The 24,101-nt window shown below is 70.0% G+C and carries 20 protein-coding genes; 11 read left to right on the top strand and 9 right to left on the bottom strand.

Annotated features, from left to right (window positions below):
- The first annotated feature begins 62 nt into the window (after positions 1–62).
- Both ACSFBC_RS20195 and ACSFBC_RS20190 read left to right on the top strand, forming a co-directional pair.
- Entirely contained in the window at positions 63–1,043 is a 981-nt protein-coding gene (locus ACSFBC_RS20195; RefSeq protein ID WP_435512138.1) for a Bug family tripartite tricarboxylate transporter substrate binding protein, read from the top strand.
- Positions 1,044–1,063: 20 nt separating this feature from the next.
- Entirely contained in the window at positions 1,064–3,091 is a 2,028-nt protein-coding gene (locus tag ACSFBC_RS20190) for an amidohydrolase (protein WP_435512137.1), read from the top strand.
- A gap of 7 nt (positions 3,092–3,098) precedes the next feature.
- Here ACSFBC_RS20190 and mrdA read toward each other — a convergent pair whose 3' ends face one another.
- Positions 3,099–5,084: a penicillin-binding protein 2 gene (gene mrdA, locus ACSFBC_RS20185; RefSeq protein ID WP_435512136.1), complete on the bottom strand. Its 1,986-nt coding sequence runs from the start codon at positions 5,082–5,084 to the stop codon at positions 3,099–3,101.
- Positions 5,085–5,271: 187 nt separating this feature from the next.
- On the opposite strand from mrdA, the gene ACSFBC_RS20180 reads away from it, so the two are divergent.
- A complete protein-coding gene (locus tag ACSFBC_RS20180; protein WP_435512135.1) occupies positions 5,272–5,736 on the top strand; it encodes a CopD family protein in 465 nt (154 codons plus the stop codon).
- Positions 5,737–5,759: 23 nt separating this feature from the next.
- Here the strand turns inward: ACSFBC_RS20180 and treF are convergent, their stop codons facing one another.
- The 3 genes from treF to ACSFBC_RS20165 all read right to left on the bottom strand — a co-directional run bounded on the left by treF (position 5,760) and on the right by ACSFBC_RS20165 (position 10,024).
- Positions 5,760–7,367 carry an alpha,alpha-trehalase TreF gene (gene treF, locus ACSFBC_RS20175; protein WP_435512247.1) on the bottom strand — a complete coding sequence of 536 codons (1,608 nt, stop codon included), beginning with the start codon at positions 7,365–7,367 and terminating at the stop codon, positions 5,760–5,762.
- The gene (locus ACSFBC_RS20170) at positions 7,364–8,611 is read right to left on the bottom strand and encodes a CaiB/BaiF CoA transferase family protein (RefSeq protein ID WP_435512134.1); all 1,248 of its coding nucleotides are present in this window, start codon (positions 8,609–8,611) and stop codon (positions 7,364–7,366) included. The genes treF and ACSFBC_RS20170 overlap by 4 nt, the downstream gene beginning before the upstream one ends.
- A gap of 213 nt (positions 8,612–8,824) precedes the next feature.
- A complete protein-coding gene (locus ACSFBC_RS20165) occupies positions 8,825–10,024 on the bottom strand; it encodes an acyl-CoA dehydrogenase (protein ID WP_435512133.1) in 1,200 nt (399 codons plus the stop codon).
- A 222-nt stretch (positions 10,025–10,246) separates the two neighbouring features.
- Here ACSFBC_RS20165 and ACSFBC_RS20160 point away from each other — a divergent pair, with 222 nt between their 5' ends.
- The 4 genes from ACSFBC_RS20160 (at position 10,247) to ACSFBC_RS20145 (ending at position 15,027) form a co-directional block, all read left to right on the top strand.
- Positions 10,247–11,149 carry a LysR substrate-binding domain-containing protein gene (locus tag ACSFBC_RS20160; RefSeq protein ID WP_435512132.1) on the top strand — a complete coding sequence of 301 codons (903 nt, stop codon included), beginning with the start codon at positions 10,247–10,249 and terminating at the stop codon, positions 11,147–11,149.
- A gap of 168 nt (positions 11,150–11,317) precedes the next feature.
- On the top strand, positions 11,318–13,000 hold the full coding sequence (locus ACSFBC_RS20155; protein ID WP_435512131.1) for an ABC-F family ATP-binding cassette domain-containing protein: 1,683 nt from the start codon (positions 11,318–11,320) through the stop codon (positions 12,998–13,000).
- A 31-nt stretch (positions 13,001–13,031) separates the two neighbouring features.
- Positions 13,032–13,679 (top strand): ABC transporter ATP-binding protein, encoded by a 648-nt coding sequence (locus ACSFBC_RS20150; RefSeq protein WP_435512130.1) that lies wholly within the window; start codon positions 13,032–13,034, stop codon positions 13,677–13,679.
- An 88-nt stretch (positions 13,680–13,767) separates the two neighbouring features.
- The gene (locus ACSFBC_RS20145) at positions 13,768–15,027 is read left to right on the top strand and encodes an MFS transporter (RefSeq protein ID WP_435512129.1); all 1,260 of its coding nucleotides are present in this window, start codon (positions 13,768–13,770) and stop codon (positions 15,025–15,027) included.
- Here the strand turns inward: ACSFBC_RS20145 and ACSFBC_RS20140 are convergent.
- The gene (locus ACSFBC_RS20140) at positions 15,021–15,839 is read right to left on the bottom strand and encodes an aldolase/citrate lyase family protein (protein WP_435512128.1); all 819 of its coding nucleotides are present in this window, start codon (positions 15,837–15,839) and stop codon (positions 15,021–15,023) included. The genes ACSFBC_RS20145 and ACSFBC_RS20140 overlap by 7 nt on opposite strands.
- Positions 15,840–15,991: 152 nt before the next feature.
- Here ACSFBC_RS20140 and ACSFBC_RS20135 point away from each other — a divergent pair, with 152 nt between their 5' ends.
- Entirely contained in the window at positions 15,992–16,393 is a 402-nt protein-coding gene (locus ACSFBC_RS20135) for a phage holin family protein (RefSeq protein ID WP_435512127.1), read from the top strand.
- Between the two features lie 6 nt (positions 16,394–16,399).
- Here ACSFBC_RS20135 and ACSFBC_RS20130 read toward each other — a convergent pair whose 3' ends face one another.
- From ACSFBC_RS20130 to ACSFBC_RS20120, 3 genes are all read right to left on the bottom strand, one after another.
- Entirely contained in the window at positions 16,400–16,876 is a 477-nt protein-coding gene (locus ACSFBC_RS20130; RefSeq protein ID WP_435512126.1) for a bacteriohemerythrin, read from the bottom strand.
- 69 nt (positions 16,877–16,945) lie between these two features.
- The gene (locus ACSFBC_RS20125) at positions 16,946–18,955 is read right to left on the bottom strand and encodes an acetoacetate--CoA ligase (protein WP_435512125.1); all 2,010 of its coding nucleotides are present in this window, start codon (positions 18,953–18,955) and stop codon (positions 16,946–16,948) included.
- Between the two features lie 97 nt (positions 18,956–19,052).
- On the bottom strand, positions 19,053–20,342 hold the full coding sequence (locus ACSFBC_RS20120; RefSeq protein WP_435512124.1) for a hypothetical protein: 1,290 nt from the start codon (positions 20,340–20,342) through the stop codon (positions 19,053–19,055).
- A 92-nt stretch (positions 20,343–20,434) separates the two neighbouring features.
- Between ACSFBC_RS20120 and ACSFBC_RS20115 the strand changes: the two genes are divergently transcribed.
- Both ACSFBC_RS20115 and ACSFBC_RS20110 read left to right on the top strand, forming a co-directional pair.
- Positions 20,435–20,857 (top strand): hotdog fold thioesterase, encoded by a 423-nt coding sequence (locus ACSFBC_RS20115; protein ID WP_435512123.1) that lies wholly within the window; start codon positions 20,435–20,437, stop codon positions 20,855–20,857.
- Positions 20,858–20,961: 104 nt separating this feature from the next.
- On the top strand, positions 20,962–22,248 hold the full coding sequence (locus ACSFBC_RS20110) for a solute carrier family 23 protein (RefSeq protein WP_435512122.1): 1,287 nt from the start codon (positions 20,962–20,964) through the stop codon (positions 22,246–22,248).
- Positions 22,249–22,291: 43 nt separating this feature from the next.
- Here ACSFBC_RS20110 and ACSFBC_RS20105 read toward each other — a convergent pair whose 3' ends face one another.
- The gene (locus ACSFBC_RS20105; protein WP_435512121.1) at positions 22,292–23,041 is read right to left on the bottom strand and encodes an SAM-dependent methyltransferase; all 750 of its coding nucleotides are present in this window, start codon (positions 23,039–23,041) and stop codon (positions 22,292–22,294) included.
- A gap of 254 nt (positions 23,042–23,295) precedes the next feature.
- On the opposite strand from ACSFBC_RS20105, the gene minC reads away from it, so the two are divergent.
- Entirely contained in the window at positions 23,296–24,051 is a 756-nt protein-coding gene (minC, locus tag ACSFBC_RS20100; RefSeq protein WP_435512120.1) for a septum site-determining protein MinC, read from the top strand.
- The last annotated feature ends 50 nt before the right edge of the window (positions 24,052–24,101 follow it).

Raw genomic sequence — 24,101 nt, 5'->3', positions numbered from 1 at the left:
CCTCGCCGCCCGCCGATCGCGCCCACCGAGATGAACAGAGATTCAACAACGGAGACAAGAACATGAACGCATCGCACCCCACCCGCCGCCTCCTCCTCATGGGCGCACTCGCCACCTTCGCGCTGGGCAGCGCCCATGCCCAGGGCGACTGGCCGCGCGGCCAGCCGATCAGGCTGGTCGTGCCCTTCACCGCGGGCAGCGGCACCGACATCGTCGCGCGCATCGTGGCCGAGCGGCTCGGCCCGGCGCTCGCGACCAGCGTGATCGTCGAGAACAAGCCGGGCGCAGGTGGCACGCTGGGCGCGGCGCAGGTCGCCAAGGCGTCGGCCGACGGCTACACGCTGCTGGTGCATTCGGCGGGGCACCTGGTCAATCCCTCGATCTACCCCAACCTCTCGTACGACACCCTCAAGGACTTCGCCGGCATCACGCCGATGGCCAGCCTGCCCAACGTGCTGGTCACCTCGCCCGGCCGTTTCACCGACGTCAAGGACCTGGTCGCGCAGGCCAAGGCCAAGCCCGGCAGCTTCAACTACGCCTCGGCCGGCAACGGCTCGGCCACGCACATGAACGCCGAGGTGTTCCGCCTGGCCGCCGGCCTGCAGGCGCAGCACGTGCCCTTCCGCGGCACGCCGGAAGCCATGACCGAGATCATGGGCGGGCGCGTCGACTGGTTCTTCGCGCCGATGGTGTCGGCGCTGCCGCTGATCAAGGACGGCAAGCTGAAGGCGCTGGCGGTGGGCACCGGCAAGCGCTCGTCGGTGCAGCCCGAGCTGCCGACCACGGCCGAGGCCGGCGTGCCGGGCTCGGAGTACCTGTTCTGGGTCGGGCTGTTCGCACCGGCGAAGACGCCCAGGCCGGTGGTCGAGCGGGTGCAGGCCGAGGTCGCGAAGATCATGGCCTCGCCCGACCTCAAGGACCGGCTCGACAAGCTCGGCGCGGAGCCCTTCACCATGCCTTCGGCGCAGTTCGACCGGTTCATCGTCGACGAGACCGCCAAGGGTGCCCGCACCGTCAAGGCCGCGGGCATCAAGGTCGACTGACCCCGTCGCCGGAGCCACCCATGAAACTGTTCGACAAGGTCGGCACGACCGACGGCAAGACCACGATCGACACGGGCAGGTACAGCCACTGGTGCGATCCCGCCTGCACCCACATCGACGGGGCGCCGCCGCGCCGGCAGTTCCTGCGCGCTTCGCTGGGCCTCGCGGCGGCCGGCGGGCTGTCGGGGCTCGGCCTCGCGGGCTGTGCGAGCACGGCGCCCGCCGGCCCGGCCGATACCGTGGTGCTCAACGCACGCATCGCCACGATGGACCCGAAGGCGCCGCGCGCACAGGCCATGGCCGTCAGCGGCACGCAGTTCTGCGCCGTCGGCAGCGACCTCGAGATGCAGCGCTGGATCGGCCCGCGCACCCGCGTGATCGATGCGCAGGGACGCACCGTGGTGCCCGGCCTGATCGACTCGCACGCGCACTTCATCCGCGGCGGCCTGACCTACTCGCAGGAGCTGCGCTGGGACGGCGTGGCCTCGCTGGCCGATGCGATGACGATGCTGCGCGACCAGGCACGGCGCACGCAGCCGCCGCACTGGGTGCAGGTGGTCGGCGGCTTCTCGCCCTACCAGTTCCGCGAGAAGCGACTGCCCACGCTCGCCGAGATCAATGCGGCAACCGGCGAAGTGCCCTGCTTCATCCTGAATCTCTACGACCGCGCCTTCCTCAACCGCGCGGCGCTGCGCGTGCTCGGCTTCGACCGCGACACGCCCAACCCCTTCGGCAGCGTGCTCGAGAAGGACGCGGCCGGCCAGCCGACCGGCCTGGTGGTCAACACCACGAGCCTGGGCGGGCTGGTGGCGCTGTTCGCGCGCGTGCCCAAGCTGTCGGACGACGACCAGGCGCTGTCGACGCAGCTCTACATGCGCGAGATGAACCGGCTGGGCCTCACCAGCGTGGTCGATGCGGGCGGCGGCGGGCAGAACTACCCGGACCACTATGCGGGCATCGCCAAACTCGCCGCCGAACGCAAGATGACGCTGCGCATCTCGTACAACCTGTTCGCGCAGCGGCCGGGGCAGGAGCTGGCCGACTACCAGGCGTGGTCGCAGAAGGTTTCGCCCGGCCAGGGCGACGACTTCCTGCGCATGGCCGGCGCCGGCGAGTACATCCTCTGGGCCGCGACGGACCCGGCCAACTTCGGCAAGAGCGTGGCACCCGCGCCAATCATCATGGAATCGAAGCTCGCCGAAGTCGCGACCTTCCTCGTGGCCAAGGGCTGGCCTATCCGCATGCATGCGAGCTACGACAGCACCGCGTCGCGCATCCTCGATGTGCTCGAGCAGGTGAACCGGGAAGTGCCGATGAAGCGCGTCCGCTGGGCGCTCGACCACTGCGAGACGCTGTCGCCACGCTCGATGGAACGCGTGGCCGCAATGGGCGGACGCATCGCGATCCAGAACCGCATGTCGCTCGACGGCGAAGTATTCGCGCAGACCTGGGGCCGCGATGCGGCCGCCGATGCGCCGGCCATCGGCCGCATGCGTTCGATGGGCCTGCCGGTGGCCTGCGGCACCGACTCGAGCCGCGCGACCAGCTACAACCCGTGGGTGTCGCTGCACTGGCTGGTCACGGGCAAGACGCTGGGCGACACGCGACTGAATGCCGATCGCAACCTCGTGAGCCGCGAGGAGGCGCTGCGGATGTGGACTGTCGAGGGCGCGGCGCTCACCGGCGACGAGGCCCGCAAGGGCAGCATCGCGACCGGCCGGCTGGCCGATTTCGCGCTGCTGTCCGACGACTACTTCGCCGTGGCCGAGGACGACATCAAGGACATCACCGCCGTCTTCACCATGGTCGGCGGCGAGGTGGTGCATGCGAGCGGCCCCTTCGCCGCCCAGTCGCCGACCCTCGTGAAGCCGATGCCCGACTGGCTGCCGGTGAACGTCTACGGCGGCTACCAGCAGCGGCGCAGGAGCGCCGTGGCGCAGGCGCCGGGCGTGCACGGGGGCGGTTGCTGCGGCAGCGCGACGACCGCACCGGTCATCATCGGCGACCAGGGGAACTGGCGCTTCAGTTGCGGGTGCGCGGCGATCTAGGCGGTGCTCAGAGCGCCTCGGTCGTGCCCTTTTCCGACGCCGCATCGGCATCGTCGAAAGGCCAGACCGCGCGGGCCGGCAAGGGCGTGCCGATCGGTGCACCGGCCTTGCCTTCCCGGACGGCCGCCATGTCGGCCTCGTTGGGGTACAGGCCCGAGATCCAGTAGTCGAACACGCGACGAACCATCGGTGCGGCGTGGGCCGCGCCGAAGCCGGCGTTCTCGACGATGACCGCCACCGCGATCGTCGGTTCGGCGGCCGGCGCGAAGGACATGTACAGCGAATGATCGCGCTGGCGCGGGTCGAGGGCCTTGCCGCTTGCGCGCGCCGCCGCGCTGAGCGACACCGCCTGCGCGGTCCCCGTCTTGCCGGCCGAGGCATACCCCGCCCCGGCGAAGACGCGGGTGCCGGTGCCGCCCTGGGTCACGGCCACCATGGCGTTGCGCACCACCTCGACGTGCGCGCGTGCATAGCCCAGGTCTTCGCCGGGTGGCTGGATCTTCTTCACCACCGCGCCGGTGACCGGGTCCTGGATGGCGCGCACCAGATGCGGCGTGTACTTCACGCCGCCGTTGGCGAGCGTGGCGTTCGCCGAGGCCAGCTGCAGCATGGTGAAGCTGTTGTAGCCCTGTCCGATGCCCAGCGAAATGGTTTCGCCCGGGTACCAGGTCTTCATGGCGGCCTTCCTGTAGGCGCTGCGTTTCCATGCCGTGCTCGGCAGCACGCCGCGGCTTTCGCCCGCGAGATCGATGCCGGTCAGCTGGCCGAAGCCCAGGGGCTTCATGAAGTCGTGGATTCTGTCGACGCCCATCTCGTTGGCCAGCGAATAGAAGTAGGTGTTGCTGGAACGCTGGATCGCCCGGTGCATGTCGACGCCGCCGAGCCCGCCGTCGTGGCTGCGGAAGGTGCGCCCGCCGAAGTTGTAGAAGCCCGGGTCGTTCTGCACCACGTTGGCCGCGCATGTCCGGGTCTCGAGCGCGCCCAGCGCCATGAAGGGTTTATAGGTCGAGCCCGGCGGATAGGTGCCGCGCAACGCGCGGTTGAGCAGCGGCTTGTCGAGCGATTCGCTGAGCGCCTTCCAGTTCTCGACGTCGATCCCCTCGACGAAGAGGTTGGGGTCGAAGGTCGGCTTGCTGACGAAGGCCAGGACCTCGCCCGTTCCGGGGTCGATCGCGACCAGCGCGCCCCGGCGCTCGCCGAACATGTCTTCCACCAGCTTCTGCAGCTTGATGTCGAGCGACAACATCACGGTGCGCCCCGCCGCGGACGGATGGCTGGACAGCCGACGCACCGCATGGCCGCCCGCGGACGTCTCCATCAGTTCGGCACCGGTCTGGCCATGCAGTTCCTTTTCGTAGCTCTGTTCGATGCCCAGCTTGCCGATGTAGTCGGTCCCGCGGTAGTTGGCCTTGTCCTCATCGTCCCAGTCGTCCATCGCGCTCTTCTCGCGCTGGTTGATGCGTCCGATGTAGCCGATGACATGCGCGCCGGTCTCGCCGTGCGGGTACTTGCGCAGCAGGCGCGCCCTGATCTCGATGCCCGGAAAGCGATAGCGCTGCGCGGCAAAGCGGGCCACTTCCTCTTCGCTGAGCCGGTTGCGCAGGAGCACGGCATCGAAACGGCGCGCCTCGTCGAGCTGGCGCTTGAACCGGCGCACCTCGCGCGGCGACATCGGCACGAGTTCCTGCAGGTCGGCGATGGCCGCATCGATGTCGCCGGCCTTGGAGGGCGTCAGTTCGAGCGTGTACGCCGCGTCGTTCGACGCGAGGACGATCCCGTTGCGATCGACGATGACACCGCGGTTCGGCACCACCGGAACGACGGCCGTCCGGTTGCTTTCGGCTTGTCGGGACAGCGCCTCGTGTCGCGTGACCTGCAGGAAGACGAGCCGCGAGGAAAGCAGGCCGAAGCCGAAAAGGACGACGCCGGCGATCACGAAGACGCGGCGACGGAAGCGCATCTGATCTGCAACGGCGTTGCGGATTTCTGTCATGGAAACGGGAGAAAGAGAAGAAGGGAAGGACGAGGGGCGGGGCCATGGCGCGCACGTGCTTCGGCCGGCCTGTGGGGCATAGGAGCGCGAGACCGTGCCGTGGTTCCCCGGCACTGCGTCCTTCTCCGCATCGGCCGGCTCTAAGGGCATTGCACACGCCGGCCATCGCGATGGTCTACGCTGCGCCATGTTCCTCACGACCTCCCTCCTCCTGTTCCTGCACCTGCTCGCCGTGACCTTCTGGGTCGGCGGCATGGGGGTGATGCATTTCGCGGTGCGCCCCGCGGCCGTGGCCACGCTCGAGCCGCCGCAGCGCCTGCCCTTCATGGCCGCGGCGCTGTCGCGCTTCTTCACCGGTGTCTCGATCGCCGTGGCCACTGCGCTCTTCAGCGGCCTCGCGCTGGTGATGGCCTCGGGCGGTTTCGCGCGCGTGCACTGGAGCGTGCACGGCATGTTCACGTTGGGGCTGGTGATGATGGCGCTGTTCCTGCACATCCGCTTCGCGCCCTACCCACGGCTGCAGCGCGCGGTGGCGGCCAAGGAATGGCCGGTGGCCGCGGCGCAACTCGACAGCATCCGCAAGCTGGTGGCGATCAACCTGTCGATCGGCGTGGTGGTGTTCGCGCTCGCGATCGTCGGCCGCGCGGTCTGAGGCGCTGACCGCGACGCCTCGGCTCAGGCGTGCAGCGGCGCGGCCGCATGCGCCACGCAGTCGTGCGCCGTGTGCTGCGGATGGGCCGCCAGCAGCGCGCGCGTGACGCCGTTGGTCCAGCCGAAGCCGTCCTGCAGCGGGTATTCGCCGCCACCGCCGCCGGCCGAACGCTGGTGCTCCTGCTGGCGCAGCGCGTACTTCTCGACCAGCTTGCCCTCGCGCTCGTAGACCGCCGCCACGGTGGCCAGCCAGCGCTTCCCGATGGTGCCGGCCAGCGCATGGTGGCCATGGCGGGCGAAGCCGTCGATCGCCATCCATTGCAGTGCCGCCCAGCCATTGGGCTGGTCCCACTGCTGGTCGCTGAAGCTTTCGGTGGTCGACAGGCCGCCGGGCGCGAGCAGCCGCTGCATCACCGTCTTCGCGAGGGCATCGGCCTGCGGCGCATCGGTCAGGCCCGCGAACAGCGGGGCGACGCAGGCCGCGGTCAGGCCGCTGCGTTGCCGGCCGTGGCGCCAGTCATGGTCGAAGAAGGCGCCCTGTTCCACGTTCCACAGCCAGCGCGTGACCGCATCGCGCCGGCGTTGCGCGTGCTGCGTGAAAGCCTGCGCGGTCGCACTGTCGCCGGCCTGCGCGGCCAATGTGGCGACGGTGGTCTCGAGCTTGAACAGGAAGGCATTGAGGTCGACCGGCACGATGTCGGTGGTGCAGATGCGCGCGAGCGTCGGCGCCTCGCTTTCGTCGAGCCAGCGCGTGCTGAAGTCCCAGCCCGACTCGGCCGCGGCGCGCAGGTGGCGGTAGACCTCGGACGGGTCGCGGCCGCTGCCCTGCGCGGTGGCCACATCTTCGGCCCAGGCCTCTTCGCGTGGCGTATCGCGCGCGTCCCAGTAGCGGTTGAGCAGCGCGCCGTCGGGCAGGCGCACCACGCGCGCCTGCGCGCCGCCGGGCGCGAGCGACCCGTCGCCGCCGTGCATCCACCAGGCGTGTTCCTGGCGCAGTTGCGGCAGCTGGTCGAGCGCATTCGTCGCACCCAGCCGTCCCGCGAGTTCGACCATGAAGGCGAACAGCGGCGGCTGCGAGCGGCTCAGGTAGTAGGTGCGCGTGCCGTTGGGCACATGGCCATGGTTGTCGATCAGATGCGCGAAGTTGCGCACCATGTCGCCGAGCAGATCGTGGCGCCCGCTGGCCGCGAGCCCGAGCATCGTGAAGTACGAGTCCCAGTAGTAGAGCTCGCCGAAGCGGCCACCGGGCACCACGTAGGGATGCGGCACCTGCAGCAGCGAGCCGCCGGGCGGCAGCTGGTGCGGATGGCGCGTGAGCACCGACCAGAGGTCGTCGATGTGCGCGGCGATCGGCTGGCCCGGCACCGACACGTAGTCGCGTTGCGCCGGATGGTCTTCCTCGAAGTGCGCGGCGACGAAGGCCCGCAGGTCGAAGCCCGGATCGCCGCATTGCGCGCGGTAGGCCGCGAGGATGGTTGTGGGATCACCGCGCGGCGCGCAGTCGACGAAGGTCTTGCTGTCGGGGAACACACGCGCGCGCTGCACCGCGATGAAGAGCTCCGCGTAGCGGTCGGCCGGCGTCAGCGCATCGGGCGCCGACGCCGCGGACGCGAGGCGGGCCGGTGCCGTCAGAGCACCCCGTCGGCGCGCAGCGCCGCGATCTTCTGTGCATCGAGGCCGAACTCGGCCAGCACCTCGTCGGTGTGCTGGCCCAGGGCCGGCGGCGCGTAACGCAGCACCGGCGGCGTGGCCGACAGGCGCAGCGGGCTCGCCACGCCGGTGATGCGCGCGACGCCATCGCCCGCGTCGCGCGGCAGCGTCACGGCCAGGCCGCGCGCCTTGACCTGTTCGTCGTCGAAGGCCTGTGCGATGTTGTTGATCGGGCCGCAGGGCACGGCCTTGTCTTCCAGCAGCGCGATCCAGTCGGCGGTGGTGCGCGTGCGCGTGACCGCCTGCATCTGCGGGATCAGCACCTCGCGGTGCGTGACGCGCAGCGTGTTGCTCGCGAAGCGCGGGTCGGCGGCCCACTCGGCATGGCCGGCGGCTTCGCAGAAGCGCGCGAACTGGCCGTTGTTGCCGATGGCCAGCAGCATCGAGCCGTCCTCGGTCTGGAAGTCCTGGTAGGGCGCGAGGCTCGGGTGGCTGTTGCCCTGGCGCTGCGGCACCACGCCCGCGTTGAGGAAGGCGCTGGCCTGGTTGGCCAGGATTGCCATGCCCACGTCGAGCAGCGCCATGTCGATGTGCTGGCCTTCGCCCGTGCGATGGCGCACCTCGATCGCGGCCAGGATGGCCGTGCTCGCGTACACGCCGGTGAACAGGTCGGTCAGCGCCACGCCCACGCGCAGCGGGCCGCCGCCGGGCACCTCGTCGGGCCGGCCGGTGATGCTCATCATCCCGCTGGTGGCCTGGATCATCAGGTCGTAGCCGGCGCGCTGCGCATGCGGGCCGTCGTGGCCGAAGCCGGTCACGCTGCAGTAGATCAACCGCGGGTTGGCCGCGCGCAGGCTCTCGTGGTCGAGGCCGTACTGCTTCAGGCCGCCGGTCTTGAAGTTCTCCACCACGATGTCGCTTTGCGCGGCCATCTGCTGCAGCAGCGCCTGCCCTTCGGGCGTCGCCATGTCGACCGTGACCGAACGCTTGTTGCGGTTGCAGGCGGTGAAGTAGGTGGCCTGGTCGGTGTCGTTGCCGTCCGCGTCCTTGAGGAAGGGCGGTCCCCACCCGCGCGTGTCGTCGCCGACGCCGGGGCGCTCGATCTTCACGACATCGGCGCCGAGGTCGGCCAGGATCTGCGTGCACCAGGGGCCCGCGAGCACGCGGGAGAGATCGAGCACCTTGAGGCCGGCGAGCGCACCAGCCGTTGATGTCACGGAATTCATTGCGGGCGGTCCTGCATTCATTCGGGGAACACCGCGGAACCGGCTTTGCCGGGCCGCCGGTGTTGCCCCCTGGAGGGGGAGTCGAGCTACACGAAGTGAGCGTGAACGGGGGTGGGCCAGTCACACCGCGGAACCGGCTTTGCCGGGCCGCCGGTGTGGCCCCCTGGAGGGGGGTGTCGAGCTACACGAAACGAGCGAGGGACGGGGGTGGGCTCAGTTCGCGAACGCGGCGATGCCGGTGATCGCGCGGCCGAGGATCAGCGCATGGATGTCGTGCGTGCCTTCGTAGGTGTTCACGACTTCCAGGTTCACCAGATGGCGCGCCACGCCGAACTCGTCGCTGATGCCGTTGCCGCCCATCATGTCGCGCGCCATGCGGGCGATGTCGAGGGCCTTGCCGCAGTTGTTGCGCTTGAGGATCGAGGTGATTTCGACCGAGGCGATGCCCTCGTCCTTCATGCGGCCCAGACGCAGGCTGCCCTGCAGGCCCAGCGCGATTTCGGTCTGCATGTCGGCCAGCTTCTTTTGAATGAGCTGGTTGGCCGCGAGCGGGCGGCCGAACTGCTTGCGGTCCAGCGTGTACTGGCGGGCCCGGTGCATGCAGTCTTCGGCGGCGCCGAGTGCGCCCCAGGAAATGCCGTAGCGCGCGCTGTTGAGGCAGGTGAACGGGCCCTTGAGGCCCTGCACTTCGGGGAAGGCGTTTTCTTCAGGGCAGAACACGCCGTCCATCACGATCTCGCCGGTGATGCTGGCGCGCAGGCCGACCTTGCCGTGGATGGCGGGGGCGCTCAGGCCCTTCATGCCCTTCTCGAGCACGAAGCCGCGGATCGGGCCGACCGTGCCGCTCTCGCTGACTTCCTTGGCCCAGACCACGAACACGTCGGCGATGGGCGAGTTGCTGATCCACATCTTGGCGCCGCTGATCGCATAGCCGCCCGGCACCTTCTTGGCACGCGTGGCCATGCTGCCGGGGTCGGAGCCGTGGTCGGGCTCGGTCAGGCCGAAGCAGCCGATCCACTCGCCGGTGGCGAGCTTGGGCAGGTACTTCTGCTTCTGCGCCTCGGTGCCGAATTCGAAGATCGGCACCATCACCAGCGAGCTCTGCACGCTGGCCATCGAGCGGTAACCCGAATCGACGCGCTCGACTTCGCGGGCGATCAGGCCGTAGGCCACGTAGTTGAGGCCCGGGCCGCCGTACGCTTCGGGGATGGTCGGACCCAGCAGGCCCAGCGCGCCCATTTCGCGGAAGATCGCGGGGTCGGTCTCGCCGCTGCGGAAACCCTCGGTCACGCGGGGCAGCAGGCGCTCCTGGCAGTAGGCATTGGCCGCGTCGCGAATCATGCGTTCTTCGTCGGTCAGCTGCTGATCGAGCAGGAGGGGATCGTCCCAGTGGAATTGCGCTTTGGCGGCCATGTGCTGTCTCCGGAGGAAGAGGGAAAAAACGGGAAATGAATCGCTCGATCCTAGCCGTCGCACGGGGTCGGCGCAAACGAGCAATACTCAGCCAGATATGCATTGCACGAATACCTTGAGCTTCTGCACACGACGCACGCGGCGCACCTCCCCATGTTGCGTGAGACACCGCGGAACCGGCTCCGCCGACATGCCGTGCGCGCAGTTCGGAGGGAATCTCTAGTGCGCAGGAAGATCCCGCCTCTGCAGACGCTGGTCTGCTTCGACGCTGCCGCGCGCCACGAGAGCTACACGCGCGCCGCGCAGGAGCTCGCGCTCACGCAGAGCGCCGTCTCGCGCCAGATCGGCGCGCTGGAGGTCTTCCTGGGCGTCACGCTGTTCCGCCGCACGCGGCACGGCGTGGCGCTCACGCCCAGCGGCGCCGCCTATGCGCGCCAGACCGCCAAGCGGCTCGAGGCCATGGAGCGCGACACGCTCGACGCCATGGCCGACCAAGGCGCGGGCGGCTCGCTGGCGCTGGCGGCGGTGCCCACTTTCGCCACGCGCTGGCTGATCCCGCGGCTGCCGGCCTTCGCGCGGCAGCAGCCCGATGTGGTGGTGCACATCGAGACCCGCACCCGCCCCTTCCTGTTCGCCGATGCCGAGTTCGACGCGGCGATCTACGCGGGCACGCCGACGCAGGTGGCCAACTGGGCCGGCACGCACACGGCCCTGCTGCTGCGCGAGGACGTGGTGCCGCTGTGCAGTCCGCGCTTGCTGCCGCGCGGCAAGGCCGTGACGCCCGAAGTCATCGCGCAGATGCCGCTGCTGCAGCAGAGCACGCGGCCCGACGGCTGGCGCCAGTGGTTCGATGCGCAGCAGGTCGATGCGCCGCGTGCGCGCACCGGGCCGCGCTACGAGCTCTTCTCGATGCTGGCCGCAGCCGCCACGCAGGGCCTGGGCGTGGCGCTGATGCCGACCTTGCTGGTCGAGGACGAACTCGCGCGCGGCGAACTCGTCGTGGCCTGCGCGCAGGTGCTCTCGGGCCAGCGGAACTACTACCTGGTCACGCCCGAGCGTGGCGAAGGCCGGCCGCTGCTGGGCCTGTTCGCCGCGTGGCTGGTGGGCCAGGCGCGCGGCGGGTGACCGAGCGCGGAACTTTCGCCGCTGCCACGCGCTCCGACCTGCCCCGCCACCACGCAAGCCCCTCACGCGCCATGTGATCCCTGCCCGTCGTCCTTACCAAGAAGCTCCGCACCCGCACGCCCCCGGCGTCCCGGACCGCGGCCTTTTCCTTTCTTGTCAGGCGCTTGCATGGCTGTTCTTCACGACGACGCGCACATGGCGCGGATCCCGGCCTCGGCCGATGCATCGGTCGCCCCCGGTGCCTCCCTTTTCTCGCTGCGCCACCTGGGCTTCACACTGCCCGACGGACGGGCGCTGTTTCACGACCTGAACGCCGAGCTGCGTGCCGAACGCATCGGCCTCGTGGGCCGCAACGGTGCGGGCAAGAGCGTGCTGGCCCGGCTGCTGGTCGACCGGCTCACGCCGGCCTCGGGCCGCATCGTGCGCGGCGGCAGCGTGGCCTGGGTGCCGCAGGAAGTCAGCGCCACGGCGGGCACGTGCGTGGCGACGGTCGCCGGCCTCGCACCGCTGTTCGACGCGCTCGCGCGCATCGAGGCCGGCGGGCTCGACGCCGCCGACTTCGCGCTGCTCGAGGGCCGGTGGGACATCGCCGCCACCTTTGCCCAGGCACTGGCCGAGGGAGGCTTGGCGCCACTGCGGCCCTCGGACGCGGCCGACCGGCTCAGCGGCGGCGAGCTGACCCGCGTGGCGCTGATTGGCGCCTTCCTGTCCGGCGCCGATGCGCTGGTGCTCGACGAGCCGACCAACCACCTCGATGCCACCGCGCGCGCCTGGCTGCAGACGAAGCTCGCGCGATGGACCGGCGGCGCCGTGGTCGTGAGCCACGACCGCGAACTGCTCGAAACCCTGGACGCCATCCTGGAACTCGGCCCGGACGGGCTCACGCGCTACGGCGGCAATTTCACGCTGTATGCGCAGCAGCGCGCGCAACAGGCCGCGGCCGCAGACGCGGCGCTGCACCACGCGCAAGCCGAAAAGAAGGCCGGCCTGCGCGCACTGCGCGCGCAGCACGATGCCCAGCAGCAGCGCACGGCCCGCCACCAGCGCGACGCAAAGACCCGCAACCTGCCGGGCCTGGTGCTGGGCCGCATGAAGGACGCCGCGCAGGCCAGCGCCGGCAAGGCGAACGCACGCCGGGGCGACACGGCCGACCGGTTGGCGGGCGCGGTCCGGCAGGCGCTCTCGCGCACCGTGCAAAACCCGGCCCTGGCCGTGATGCTGCCGGCCACCACGGTGGCCGCCGGCAAGCGCGTGCTGACGCTGGAAGACGCGGCACCGCCCTTTCCGCCTGGCGCCAAGCCGCTGTCGCTCGCGCTCGCCGGCCCGCTGCGCGTGGCGGTGCAGGGGCCCAACGGCTGCGGCAAGACCACGCTCCTGAAGATGCTGGCCGGCGAGATCGCACCGGCCTCGGGCCATTGCCGCATCGGCGTGCCGCACGCCTGGCTGGACCAGCGCGCGGACAGCCTGCTGCCGCGCCACGAGTCACTGTTGGCGCGCCTGCAGGCGCTGCACACGCCACTGCCCGAAGGCGTGCTGCGCAGTCACCTGGCCTGGCTCGGCCTGGGTGCCACACAGGTCGGCATGCCATCGGGTCTGCTGAGCGGGGGCGAGCGCATGAAGGCCGCGCTGGCCTGCGCGCTGTGGGCCGGCGAACCCGCGCAGCTGTTGCTGCTGGACGAGCCCACGAACCACCTGGACCTGGCGTCCGTCGAGGCCATGGAGCAGGCGCTGGCGGGCTATCCGGGCGCACTGGTCGTGGCCTCGCACGATGCGCGTTTCCTCGACGCACTGGGGCTGAGCCACAGGCTGCGCTTCGACGGCGAGGGCTGGGTGCTGGAAACGATTGCGTGAACCGGCACGATGTTGCGGTACGGTGCAGCCCATGACAACGGTCGCACCCTCCCGCTCTCCCCTCCTCGCCATCGAGCGCCTGCGCTTCGCCTACCCCGGCGAGCCGCCGCTCGTGGCCGACTGGTCCGCTGCCATCGGCCCCGGCGTGACGCTGCTGCACGGCGACACCGGCAGCGGCAAGTCGACGCTGCTGCGCGTGCTCGCCGGCACGGTGCCCGCGAGCTCGGGCACGCTGACGCTGTGCGGTGCATCGCTGCCCGGCGACGCGGCGGCGTACCGGCGCCACCTGTTCTTCATCGAACCCGGCACCGATGCCTTCGACGCCATGACCGGCCGCGATTGCGCGCTGTCGCTGCGCAGCGCCGATGCGCCGTTCAACGAGGCGCGCTGGGCCTCGCTGGTCGAAGGCTTCTCGCTGGCGCCCCACATCGACAAGGCCATGTACATGCTCTCCACGGGCTCCAGGCGCAAGGTCTGGCTCGCGGCGGCACTGGCCTCCAGGCACGCGCTCACGCTGCTCGACGAACCGACCGGCGGGCTCGATGCGGCCTCGATGCGTTGCCTCTGGCGCACCCTCGCCGACATCGCGGCCGAGGGCGACCGCGCCGTCATCGTCGCGAGCGGCGAGCGCATCGGCGAAGTGCCGCTGGCGGCCACGCTCGCGCTGCCGCTCGGCTGACGACGCCACAATGCAGGCACAGGCGGGGCCGGCATCGGCCACCGCCGCCCCAGCCACGCCCAGATGGCGAACCCAGAGACAAGCCCGCATGACCCCGACCGCCGCCGCAGCACCGCCCCACCTGCCCGATTCGCGCTACGCCCTGTGGCGCCTGCTGATCACGCTCCTGATCATGACCGTGGGCAGCAGCGGCATGTACGTGGTCTCGGTCGTGATCCCCGCGGTGCAGGCCGACTTCGGCATCGACCGCGCGCAGGCCTCGCTGCCCTACACGCTGCTGATGATCGGCTTCGGCGTGGGCGGCATGCTGATGGGCAAGGTGGCCGACCGCTTCGGCGTGATGTGGCCGCTGCTGGGCGGCGCGGTTGCGCTGGGGCTGGGCTACGTGGCCTGCAGCCTGGCGCCGAACATCGTCGTCTTCATCGCGGCACAGGCCGTGCTGGTCGGCCTGCTCGGCAGTTCCGCGGCCTTCGCGCCGCTGGTGGCCGACACCTCGCTGTGGTTCGTGAAGCGGCGCGGCATCGCGGTGGCGGTGTGCGCCAGCGGCAACTACATCGCGGGCGCCGTGTGGCCACCGATCGCGCAGCACTTCGTCGAGACCGTGGGCTGGCGCCAGACCTACCTCGGCATGGGCCTGTTCTGCGGCGTCACGATGGCCGGCCTCGCGCTGCTGATGCACGCGCGGCCACCGGCCCTCTCGTTGGCAGTGCCGAGCGCCGTCGCCGGCCGGCCGGTGCCCGGCATGCGGCCCTTCGGCCTGAGCCTGGGCACCGCCCAGGGCCTGCTGTGCGTGGCCGGCGTGGCCTGCTGCGTCGCGATGGCGATGCCGCAGGTGCACATCGTGGCCTATTGCACCGACCTGGGGTTCGGCGCGGCGCGCGGCGCGCAGATGCTGTCGCTGATGCTGGCCTGCGGCATCGCCAGCCGACTCATCTCCGGCGCGATCTGCGACCGCATCGGCGGCCTGCGCACGTTGCTGCTGGGCTCGGGCCTGCAGTGCGTGGCGCTGCTGCTGTTCCTGCCCTTCGACGGGCTGGTGCCGCTGTTCGTGGTGTCGGCGATGTTCGGCCTGTTCCAGGGCGGCATCGTGCCCTCCTACGCGATCATCGTGCGCGAGCACTTCCCGCCCGCCGAGGCCGGCGCGCGCGTCGGCACGGTGCTGATGTGCACGCTGCTGGGCATGGCGCTGGGCGGCTGGATGTCGGGCAAGGTGTTCGACCTGACGGGCAGCTACCACGCGGCCTTCCTCAACGGCATCGCGTGGAACCTGCTCAACATGTCGATCGCCGCCACGCTGCTGTGGCGGGTTTCGCGCTTCGCGCGGCGCGGTGTCGCAGCCGCTCAGTAGCTGATCTTCGCGGCCGGCGCGGCAGCACCGCCGCCGAAGCGCGCGGCGATGGCCTCGGCGCCGCGCGCGAGGATCTGCAGGTCCATCGCGACCGCAACGAACAGCGCGCCCAAGTCCAGGCATTCGCGCGCCCGCACTTCGTCCACCAGCAGGATGCCCGGCGCCTTGCCGCAGGCGCGGATGCGCGCGATGGCGCCGTCGATGGCCGCGCGCACTTCCGGATGGCCGGCGTTGCCCGGATGGCCCATGCTGGCCGACAGATCGGCCGGGCCGATGAACACGCCGTCGACGCCTTCCACGCTGGCGATCTCCTCGAGCCGTTCGAGCGCCTCGCGGGTCTCGACCTGCACCAGCAGGCACAGCTCTTCGTGCGCATGCTGTGCATAGCCCTGCGTGCGGCCGTAGTTGGAGGCCCGCGTCGAGCCGCCCATGCCGCGGATGCCTTCGGGCGCATAGCGCATGGCGCGCACGGCCGCGCGCGCCTCGTCGGCGTTCTGCACGAAGGGCAGCAGCAAGGTCTGCGCGCCGATGTCGAGGTAGCGCTTGATCAGCACCGGGTCGTTCCACGCGGGACGCACCACCGCCGACGATGCGCGCTCACCGGCCGGCACGGCCGAGGCCGCGCCCTGCAGCTGCTGGAGCATGCGTGGCACGTCGGTGGGCGCGTGCTCGGTGTCGAACAGCAGCCAGTCGTAGCCGGCACCGGCGACGATTTCCGCGACGTAGGGGTCCGGCAGGCTGCACCACAGCCCGATCTGCGCCCGGCCTTCGGCCAGCGCGCGCTTGAAATGGTTGACGGGAAGCTGCGACATCCAGCCACCATAGCCGATCGACCCATGCATCGCAGCCGAAGCCCGGCGGGACGCGACGCCATTGCGGACCGCGCCACGGCAAGTGACGGTGCCGGGCGAGAATCGGCGCACCGCCTTCTCACCGAAACAACAAGCAAGAGAGAGAAACGTCCATGCTGCAGAACCTCACCCCCTTCCTGGTCCACTGGGCCATCACCGGCCTGTCGCTGTGGATCGCCAGCTACCTGTTCCGGGGTCTCAAGTTCGACAGCACCGGGGCGCTCGTGGTGTCGGCGCTGCTGCTGGGCTTTGCCAATGCGGTGGTCAAGCCGCTGCTGATCGTGCTCACGCTGCCGCTGACCCTGCTGACCTTCGGCCTGTTCCTGCTGGTGATCAACGCGCTGATGATCCTGCTCGTGTCGGCACTGGTGCGCGGCTTCAAGGTGTCGGGCTTCTGGACCGCCTTCTTCGCCAGCATCTTCATCTCGCTGCTGAGCATCGCGATCGGCTCGATGGTCGGCGGCAGCGATCCGGCGACGAACATCCAGATGCCGACCAACGGCACCTGGCTGTAGGTCGCTTCAGACCGTCGCGCAGGCCGCCGAGCCGCACCCGGTCAGCGGCCGGGCCGGCAAGCCCTGCGGCATGCGCACCGCCTGCGTGGCCGCATCGAAGCCCACGCTGCGCAAGTGCAGCGCCAGCGCGGCGTCCATGGTCTGGGCGTGCTGCACGAACCACACCGCCAGTTCGCGCGCCATCTGGCGGATGGCATCGGTCTGGTTCTTCAGGCCCTGCACCAGGCCCTCGCGCATCACCTCCAGCACCACGCGATGCTGCACCGTGTGGCAGTTGGTCGAAGAGAAGCCCGTGCTGCGCATCCAGGCGTCCTCGTTGCCGAAGTGATCGACCGTGTGCGCGATCAATGCGCGCCAGGTCGCCACCAGCTGTGCATCGTCGGCGTTCTCCACCTGCGCCAGCAGCTCGACGAATTCCTGGTGCGTCTCGTCCATCGGGGGCAGGTCGAGCGCCAACGACTCGGACCATTGCAATGCAGCCATGAGGCTCTCCTTGTGCGGAAAACCTCAGGCTATCGGTGCGCGCCAAAAACCGATTTGATGTGGCGCAAGCTAGTGAGACGCCGCCTGCGCCCGCTGCGCCGCCAGCGCCACATACCAGTCCAGGCTGCCCGGGTTGGCCATGGCCTCGCGGTTGACCACCTTCTCGATCGGCTGGCCCAGCAGCAGCTTCTTGATCGGGAGCTCCTGCTTCTTGCCCGACAGCGTGCGCGGAATCTCCGCCACCTGGAAGATGTCGTTGGGCAGGAAGCGTGGCGACAGCGAGGTCTTGATCGCGTCGTTGAGCTTGGCGCGCATCGCGTCGTCGAGCTCCACGCCCGAGCGCAGCACGACGAACAGCGGCATGTAGCTGTCGCGGCCCAGATACTCGAGGTCGACCACCATCGAATCGAGCACCTCGGGCAGGCCCTCGACCGCGCTGTAGATCTCGCTGGTGCCCATGCGCAGGCCCTGGCGGTTGATGGTGGCGTCGCTGCGGCCGTAGATGATGCAGCCGCCGTCTTCGCCGACCTTGAGCCAGTCGCCGTGGCGCCAGACGCCGGGGTAGGTGTCGAAGTAGCTCGAGAGGTAGCGCGCATTGCCCTCGTCGCCCCAGAAGCAGAGCGGCATCGAGGGGATCGGCTGCACGCAGACCAGTTCGCCGACCTCGCCGATCACCGGCTGGCCCTGCTCGTTCCAGGCCTCGACCGCATGGCCGATCTGGCGGCACTGCATCTGGCCCGGCACTTCGGGCAACTCGCGGTTGCCACCGACGAAGGCACCGCAGAAATCGGTGCCGCCCGAGATGTTGCACCACCAGATGTCCTTCGAACCCGCGGCCCGGAACTGCGCGCTGCCCCAGCGCTGCACTTCCTCCGACAAGGGCGAGCCGGTGCTGCCCAGCACCCGCACGCGCGACAGGTCGCCGCAGGCCGAGGCCTCGACGCCGGCCTTCATGCAGTGGGTGAAGTAGGCGGCGCCGGCGCCGAAGAAGGTCACGCGGTGCCGGGCGACGAAGCGCCACAGCACGGTCCAGTCGGGCTTCTCCTTGCTGCCTGCCGGGTTGCCGTCGTAGAGCACGATGGTGGTGCCCGCGGCCAGGCCCGCGAGCTGGCAGTTCCACATGACCCAGCCGGTCGAGCTGTACCAGTGGAAGCGCTCGCCGAAATTGTTGGCGCCGTAGCTCGCGCCGAAGTCGTTGTGCAGCCCGCAGGCGTACATCGTCATGATGATCCCGCCCTGCCCGTGCACGATGGGCTTGGGCAGGCCGGTGGTGCCGCTGGAGTAGACGATCCAGATCGGATGGTCGAAGGGCAGCCACTCGGGCTCGAAGGCGGCGACCTGCGCATCGTCGCGCGCGATGGCCTGGGTCCAGTCGGCGTCGGCCTCGATCTGCGCCGTCGCGAAGGGCGTGCGCAGCAGCAGCAGCTTGCGCACGCTGGGCAACTGGCCGCGCAGTTCCTGCACCACCGCGCTGCGGTCCAGCGCCTTGCCGCCGTAGTGCACGCCGTCGGCCGCGATCAGCAGCGTGGGCTCGATCTGGCGGAAACGGTCGGTGACCGCGGCCGTGCCCATGTCGGGCGCGCACACGCTCCACACGGCACCGATGCTGGCGCAGGCCAGGAAGGCCACCATGGTCTCGGGAATGTTGGGCAGGTAGGCCGCCACGCGGTCGCCGCGCTTGACGCCCAGCGCGCGCAGCGTGAGCGCCGTCGACGCCACCTGGCGCCGCAGTTCGGGCCAGCTCATCTCGCGCACCTGGCCGCGCTCGTCGTCGCTCACGATCGCCGGCATGCCGGCCGCATGGGCCGCGTCGACGTGGCGCAGCACCTCGCGGGCGTAGTTGACCTGTGCCCCGGGAAACCAGACCGCGCCAGGCATGCGGTGCTCGGCCAGCACCGCACTGTAGGGCGTGGGTGAGTGCATGCCGGCGTAGTCCCAGATGCTCTGCCAGAACGCATCGAGCTCGGTGGTCGACCAGCGCCACAGCGCGTCGTAGTCGTCGAAGCGCAGGCCGCGGTGCTCACGCAGCCAGTCCTGGTAGAGGCGGAGTTGGGGAACGTTCGGTGGTGCTGGATTCATGAGGATTCGAAGCTTACGGCGCGCACCGTCGCCGCGCCCCACGGGAATGCCCGATGGCGCCGCGCGACTGTCCCGCGCGCGACGCGCCGGGCCCGTCTCAGGGTGCGCGCGGCCCGGGCGATGCCGGCTTCTTGCGCGGGCCGCCGAACAGCCGCTCGACCTGCTGACCGATGCGCGCGCCGATGGCCGTGCCCACGCCCGGCAGCACGGCCGTGCCCACGGCCGCGCCGGTGAGCGCGCCGCCGGTCAGCGAGAGTTCGGGATCGTCGAGCGTGCCGCCGAGCTTGAGCGGCACGCCGACCACGCCATCGACGATGTCGACCGCCGCCTCGCCATCGAGCTTGCGCAGGAAGATGCGCGCGCTGCCGGTGGCCGTCAGCACGCCGGAGCGCGCCTTGAGGTCGCTGTAGTGCAGCCGCGTGCCGTCGCCCGTGGCCTGGGTGTCGAGCGTGCCGGTGAGCGAATCCAGCGGCGTGCGCCCGCCGCGGCTGGTGCCTGCGGTACGGATCGCCTTGGCCAGGTCGAAGCGGGTCAGCGTGGCCGGCTGCAGCGTGAAGCGCGTGCGGGTGTGCGCATTGCGCCAGAGCGCACCCAGGTCCGCGCCGGTGGCGCGCAGCTCGGTGCGCCCGTTGACCTTGCCGGCCACGGGCGTGGAGCGCCCGAAGCTCCGCATGAGCTGCTCGATGTCGACATTGCGGGGCTCGAGCTCGCCGGTCAGCAGCAGGCTGCCGTCCTTGGCAGTCTCGAGCGCGGTCTGGCCGTTCCACGTGCCGCCACCCGCGTCGATCAGCGTGCGCCAGCGGTCGGCCTGGCCTTCGCGCTCGAGGCGCAGGCGGACCGGGCTGGAGGCATCGGCGGCCCGGCTCAGTTCGGCGCTACGCGGACGCCAATTCGGATCGAAGTCGATGCGGCCGTCGTAGGCCAGTGCGATGTCGCGGCGGTCGACCCAGGTGACGTCGGTGAAGCGGACCTGCGCGACGGGCAGCGTGTCCAGCGTCCAGGCGCCGCCGCTCAGGGTCGACGTCACATCGCCCTTGCCGCGGAAGGCCCGCACCGATTCACGCGGCAGCGCCACGCCGTCGACCTCGACCCAGTCGACCCGGAGACGGCGATCGAGCAGCACGCGCCAGGGGGCGCGCAGTTCGAACCGGCGCACGCGGATCGGCGCGTCCTGCACGGTCGCCACCTCGTCGAGCACGATGCGCGGCGTCGGCAGCACCGACCAGTGCAGGCCGCCGATGCGCAGGCCGACGCCGGTGCGCTGCTCGAACTCCGCCTGCAGTCGCGCGGCCAGGGCCGCATCGCTGGGCACCCACCAGGCGAGCAGCCCCACCGCCACCGCGAGCGCGGTCGCGCCACCTGCCAGCCAGAACACCGAGCGTTTCATGCGGCGAGCTTAGCCGCGCCAAGGCGACAGGCCGTGTAGTCGCGAGGCGCGTCCTGTCGCTATAGTTTTGACCATCTTTCTCTGGAGTCTTCATGGCCATCTGGCAAAAACCCATCACGCTCGAACTGGTCACGAAGGCCTCGGTCAACACCGCCTCCGCCCACCTGGGCATCGAATTCGTCGAAATTGGCGACGACTTCCTGCGTGGCCGCGTGCCGGTGGACCCGCGCACGGTCCAGCCCTTCGGCCTGCTGCACGGCGGCGTGTCGGTGGTGCTGGCCGAGACGCTGGGTTCGATGGGGGCCTACTACTCCTCGCCCGAGGGCCACGCCGCGGTGGGCCTGGACATCAACGCCAACCACCTGCGTTCGGCCCGCAGCGGCTGGGTCACGGGCACCGCGCGGCCGGTGCACCGGGGTCGCACGGTCCAGGTCTGGCAGATCGACATGACCAACGAAGCCGGCGAGCTGACCTGCGTGTCGCGCATCACGCTGTCGATGCTGCTGCCCCGGTAGGCGCGGCACGCGCCGTCCTCGCTGCGCCGCTTCCGCTCGATTCCAGGCCACCAAAGCGCCTCGGAGCGGGCATCATCGGGCGCACTACAAACGAGGAGAAATCAATGTCCGGAATCTTCCAATGGCGCGAGGTGCAGGCCACCGAGGGCGCGGTCGTCGCGCCCGACGAGCGGCTGCCCTGGCCGCAGACCGCCGCGATGGGCGTGCAGCACGTGATCGCGATGTTCGGTGCCACGGTGCTGGCGCCGATCCTGATGGGCTTCAACCCCAACATCGCGATCCTGATGAGCGGCGTCGGCACGCTGCTGTTCTTCTTCATCACCGGCGGGCGCGTGCCCAGCTACCTGGGCTCGAGCTTCGCCTTCATCGGCGTGGTGATCGCGGCCAGCGGCTATGCGGGCACGGGGCCCAACGCCAACCTCGCGGTGGCGCTGGGCGGCATCGTGGCCTGCGGCGTGCTCTACATCCTGATCGGAGCGCTGGTGCAAGCCATCGGCACCGGCTGGATCGAGCGTTTCATGCCGCCGGTGGTGACCGGCGCCGTGGTGGCGGTGATCGGGCTCAACCTGGCCAACGTGCCGATCAAGAACATGGCGGCGAACAACTTCGACGCCTGGATGCAGGCCGTGACTTTCCTGTGCGTGGGCCTGGTGGCGGTGTTCGCGCGCGGCATGGTGCAGCGGCTGCTGATCCTGGTCGGACTGATCCTCGCGACCGTCGTCTACGCGGCGCTGACCAACGGCCTGGGCCTGGGCAAGCCGATGGACCTGAGCGGCATCGCCAACGCGGCCTGGTTCGGCCTGCCGGTGTTCACGACGCCGGTGTTCACCGGCAGCGCGATGCTGCTGATCGCCCCGGTGGCGATCATCCTGGTGGCAGAGAACCTGGGCCACCTGAAGGCGGTGACGGCCATGACCGGCCGCAACCTCGACCCGCTGATGGGCCGCGCCTTCGTCGCCGACGGCGTGGCGACGGTGGTCAGCGGCTCGGCCGGCGGCACCGGCGTGACCACCTATGCCGAGAACATCGGTGTGATGGCCGCCACTCGCATCTATTCCACGGCGGTGTTCGTGGTGGCCGCGCTGATCGCGCTGGTGCTGGGCTTCTCGCCCAAGTTCGGCGCGCTGATCCAGGCCATCCCGCTGCCGGTGATGGGCGGCGTGAGCATCGTGGTGTTCGGCCTGATCGCGGTCGCGGGCGCCAAGATCTGGGTCGACAACAAGGTCGACTTCTCGCAGAACCGCAACCTGATCGTCGCGGCCATCACGCTGATCATCGGCACCGGCGACTTCACGCTGAAGTTCGGCCAGTTCGCGCTGGGCGGCATCGGGACCGCCACCTTCGGCGCGATCATCCTGTGGGCGCTGCTGGGCCGCGCACGCAACGCCTGAGCCGCTAGCCTCGCCCCGGACGCCTGGCGACCGGGCGAGGTCCTCAGCTCGATGGCTTCTCGCAGACCAGGATGTAGTGCCTGCAGAGCAGCGATCGGAAGGGGTACATCCCCCGCTTTTCCGCCACCGGCATCGGATTGCGCGCCAGGTGGATGTAGAGCCACTGCACCGGATAGACCAGCAAGGCGAACGGCAGCAACAGCCAGTTCCTGCGCTCGATCGACACGTACTTCGGCTTTTCCCGCACCGTGAAACCGGCGTCGCGCAAAAGCCGGACCATGTTCTGCAGCGGCAGCACCTTCCAGGTCGGCTGGTTCTGGTCCACGAAGATCTGGAACTGCCGGGTCTTGCCCAGCAGGAGGTAGGAAAACCGATCCCACATCGTCACGCCGCTGTCGTTGGTCACGATGAAGCGGCCACCCGGCCGCAGATGCTTGTGGCAGCTCTCGAAGAACTGGAGCGTGTTGTCGAACTCCATGACGCCGCTCACGGACAGAATGCAATCGAAGGCCCTGTCCGGAAAGACCGAGAACGGTCGGCTGGCATCGACCACCGCGAAATCCTCCTCGGCGAGCCCTTGGGGCTTCCGAAGATCGCAGCCCCGCACCGCGGCCTCGGGAAAGAACGACCGCACCGTGCGAACCAGCTCCCCGTTTCCGCACGGGATATCGAGCATGTGGCTGCCGCCGACCGGATGCCGGCCGTCCTCGAGCAGCAGTTCGATGACGGCCCGGTTGACGCCGGGGCAGGTCTGCCCGGTGGGAATGGTGTCGAGCGCGTCGTTTCTAGGCATGGGCTGTCCAGAGGTGGTCGAGAAGAACAGGGGCGCCGTCGGCGCGGCGAGGAAAGTCTAGCGACAGCCTTCGAAATGAGTCCAAAGGCCTTACAAACTCCGCGCTTGTGGTCCCGTCGCCCCGCCCGTCCGGCCCTCTGCCCAGGTGCAACCCATTGCAAAAAGTGTGGGGACGCGTGAGCACAAACCCGCCCGGCGCCGGCGCGGTTCCTTCCGCCCGTTAGACTTCAACGCTTTTCGGACGACCTTTTCACATGGCCGATGCTTCCGCCGCGCGCACCAAGGCGGTATTCGAATTCAAGAGCGCCACGCTGCCGCTGGTGGCGCTGATCCTCAAGACGACGGACCTCGGCGTGCTGACGACGGCGCTCGACGCCCAGTTGGCCGACTCCCCCGATTTCTTCGAGCAGGAGCCGGTGGTCATCGACCTTTCCCAGCTGCCCGAGGACGACACGGCCGCCCCGCTCGACTTCACCGTGCTGCGCGACCTGCTCGCGCGCCACCAGACCCAGCCGATCGCCGTGCGCGGCGGCAACGATGCGCAGAACGCCGCGGCGCGCGACGCCGGCCTGTCGATCGCCGCGATGCCGGTCACGCCCACGCCGCGTGCCCCCTCGCCGCCCGCCGCCCCGGCCAGCGAAGCGCCGCAGATCGTGCGCGAGGTGCAGGTGCCGGCCAACGGCACGCTGGTGATCGACAAGCCGCTGCGCTCGGGCCAGCAGGTCTACGCCCGCGGCGGCGACGTGATCGTGATGGCGGTGGTGAACTTCGGCGCCGAGGTCATCGCGGACGGCAACGTCCACGTCTACGCACCGCTGCGCGGCAAGGCCATCGCCGGCGCGCGCGGCAACACCGAGGCCCGCATCTTCACCACCTGCATGGAAGCGCAGCTGGTGGCGATCGCCGGCATCTACCGCACGTCCGAAGTCGCGCTGCCGGCCAACCTGGCGGGCAAGGCGGTCCAGATCCATCTGGACGACAAGAAAATTCTCATGGAGCCGATCCTCTGATCGCCGCTCCCGCAGCAACTGAACAACCGGATAACGAAAGAGGAACGGCA

This window comes from Variovorax frigidus, assembly GCF_051216515.1.
Taxonomy (GTDB): domain Bacteria; phylum Pseudomonadota; class Gammaproteobacteria; order Burkholderiales; family Burkholderiaceae_C; genus Variovorax.
Note: the sequence above shows the minus strand (reverse complement) of the source record. Positions and strands in the feature narration are given on the sequence as shown.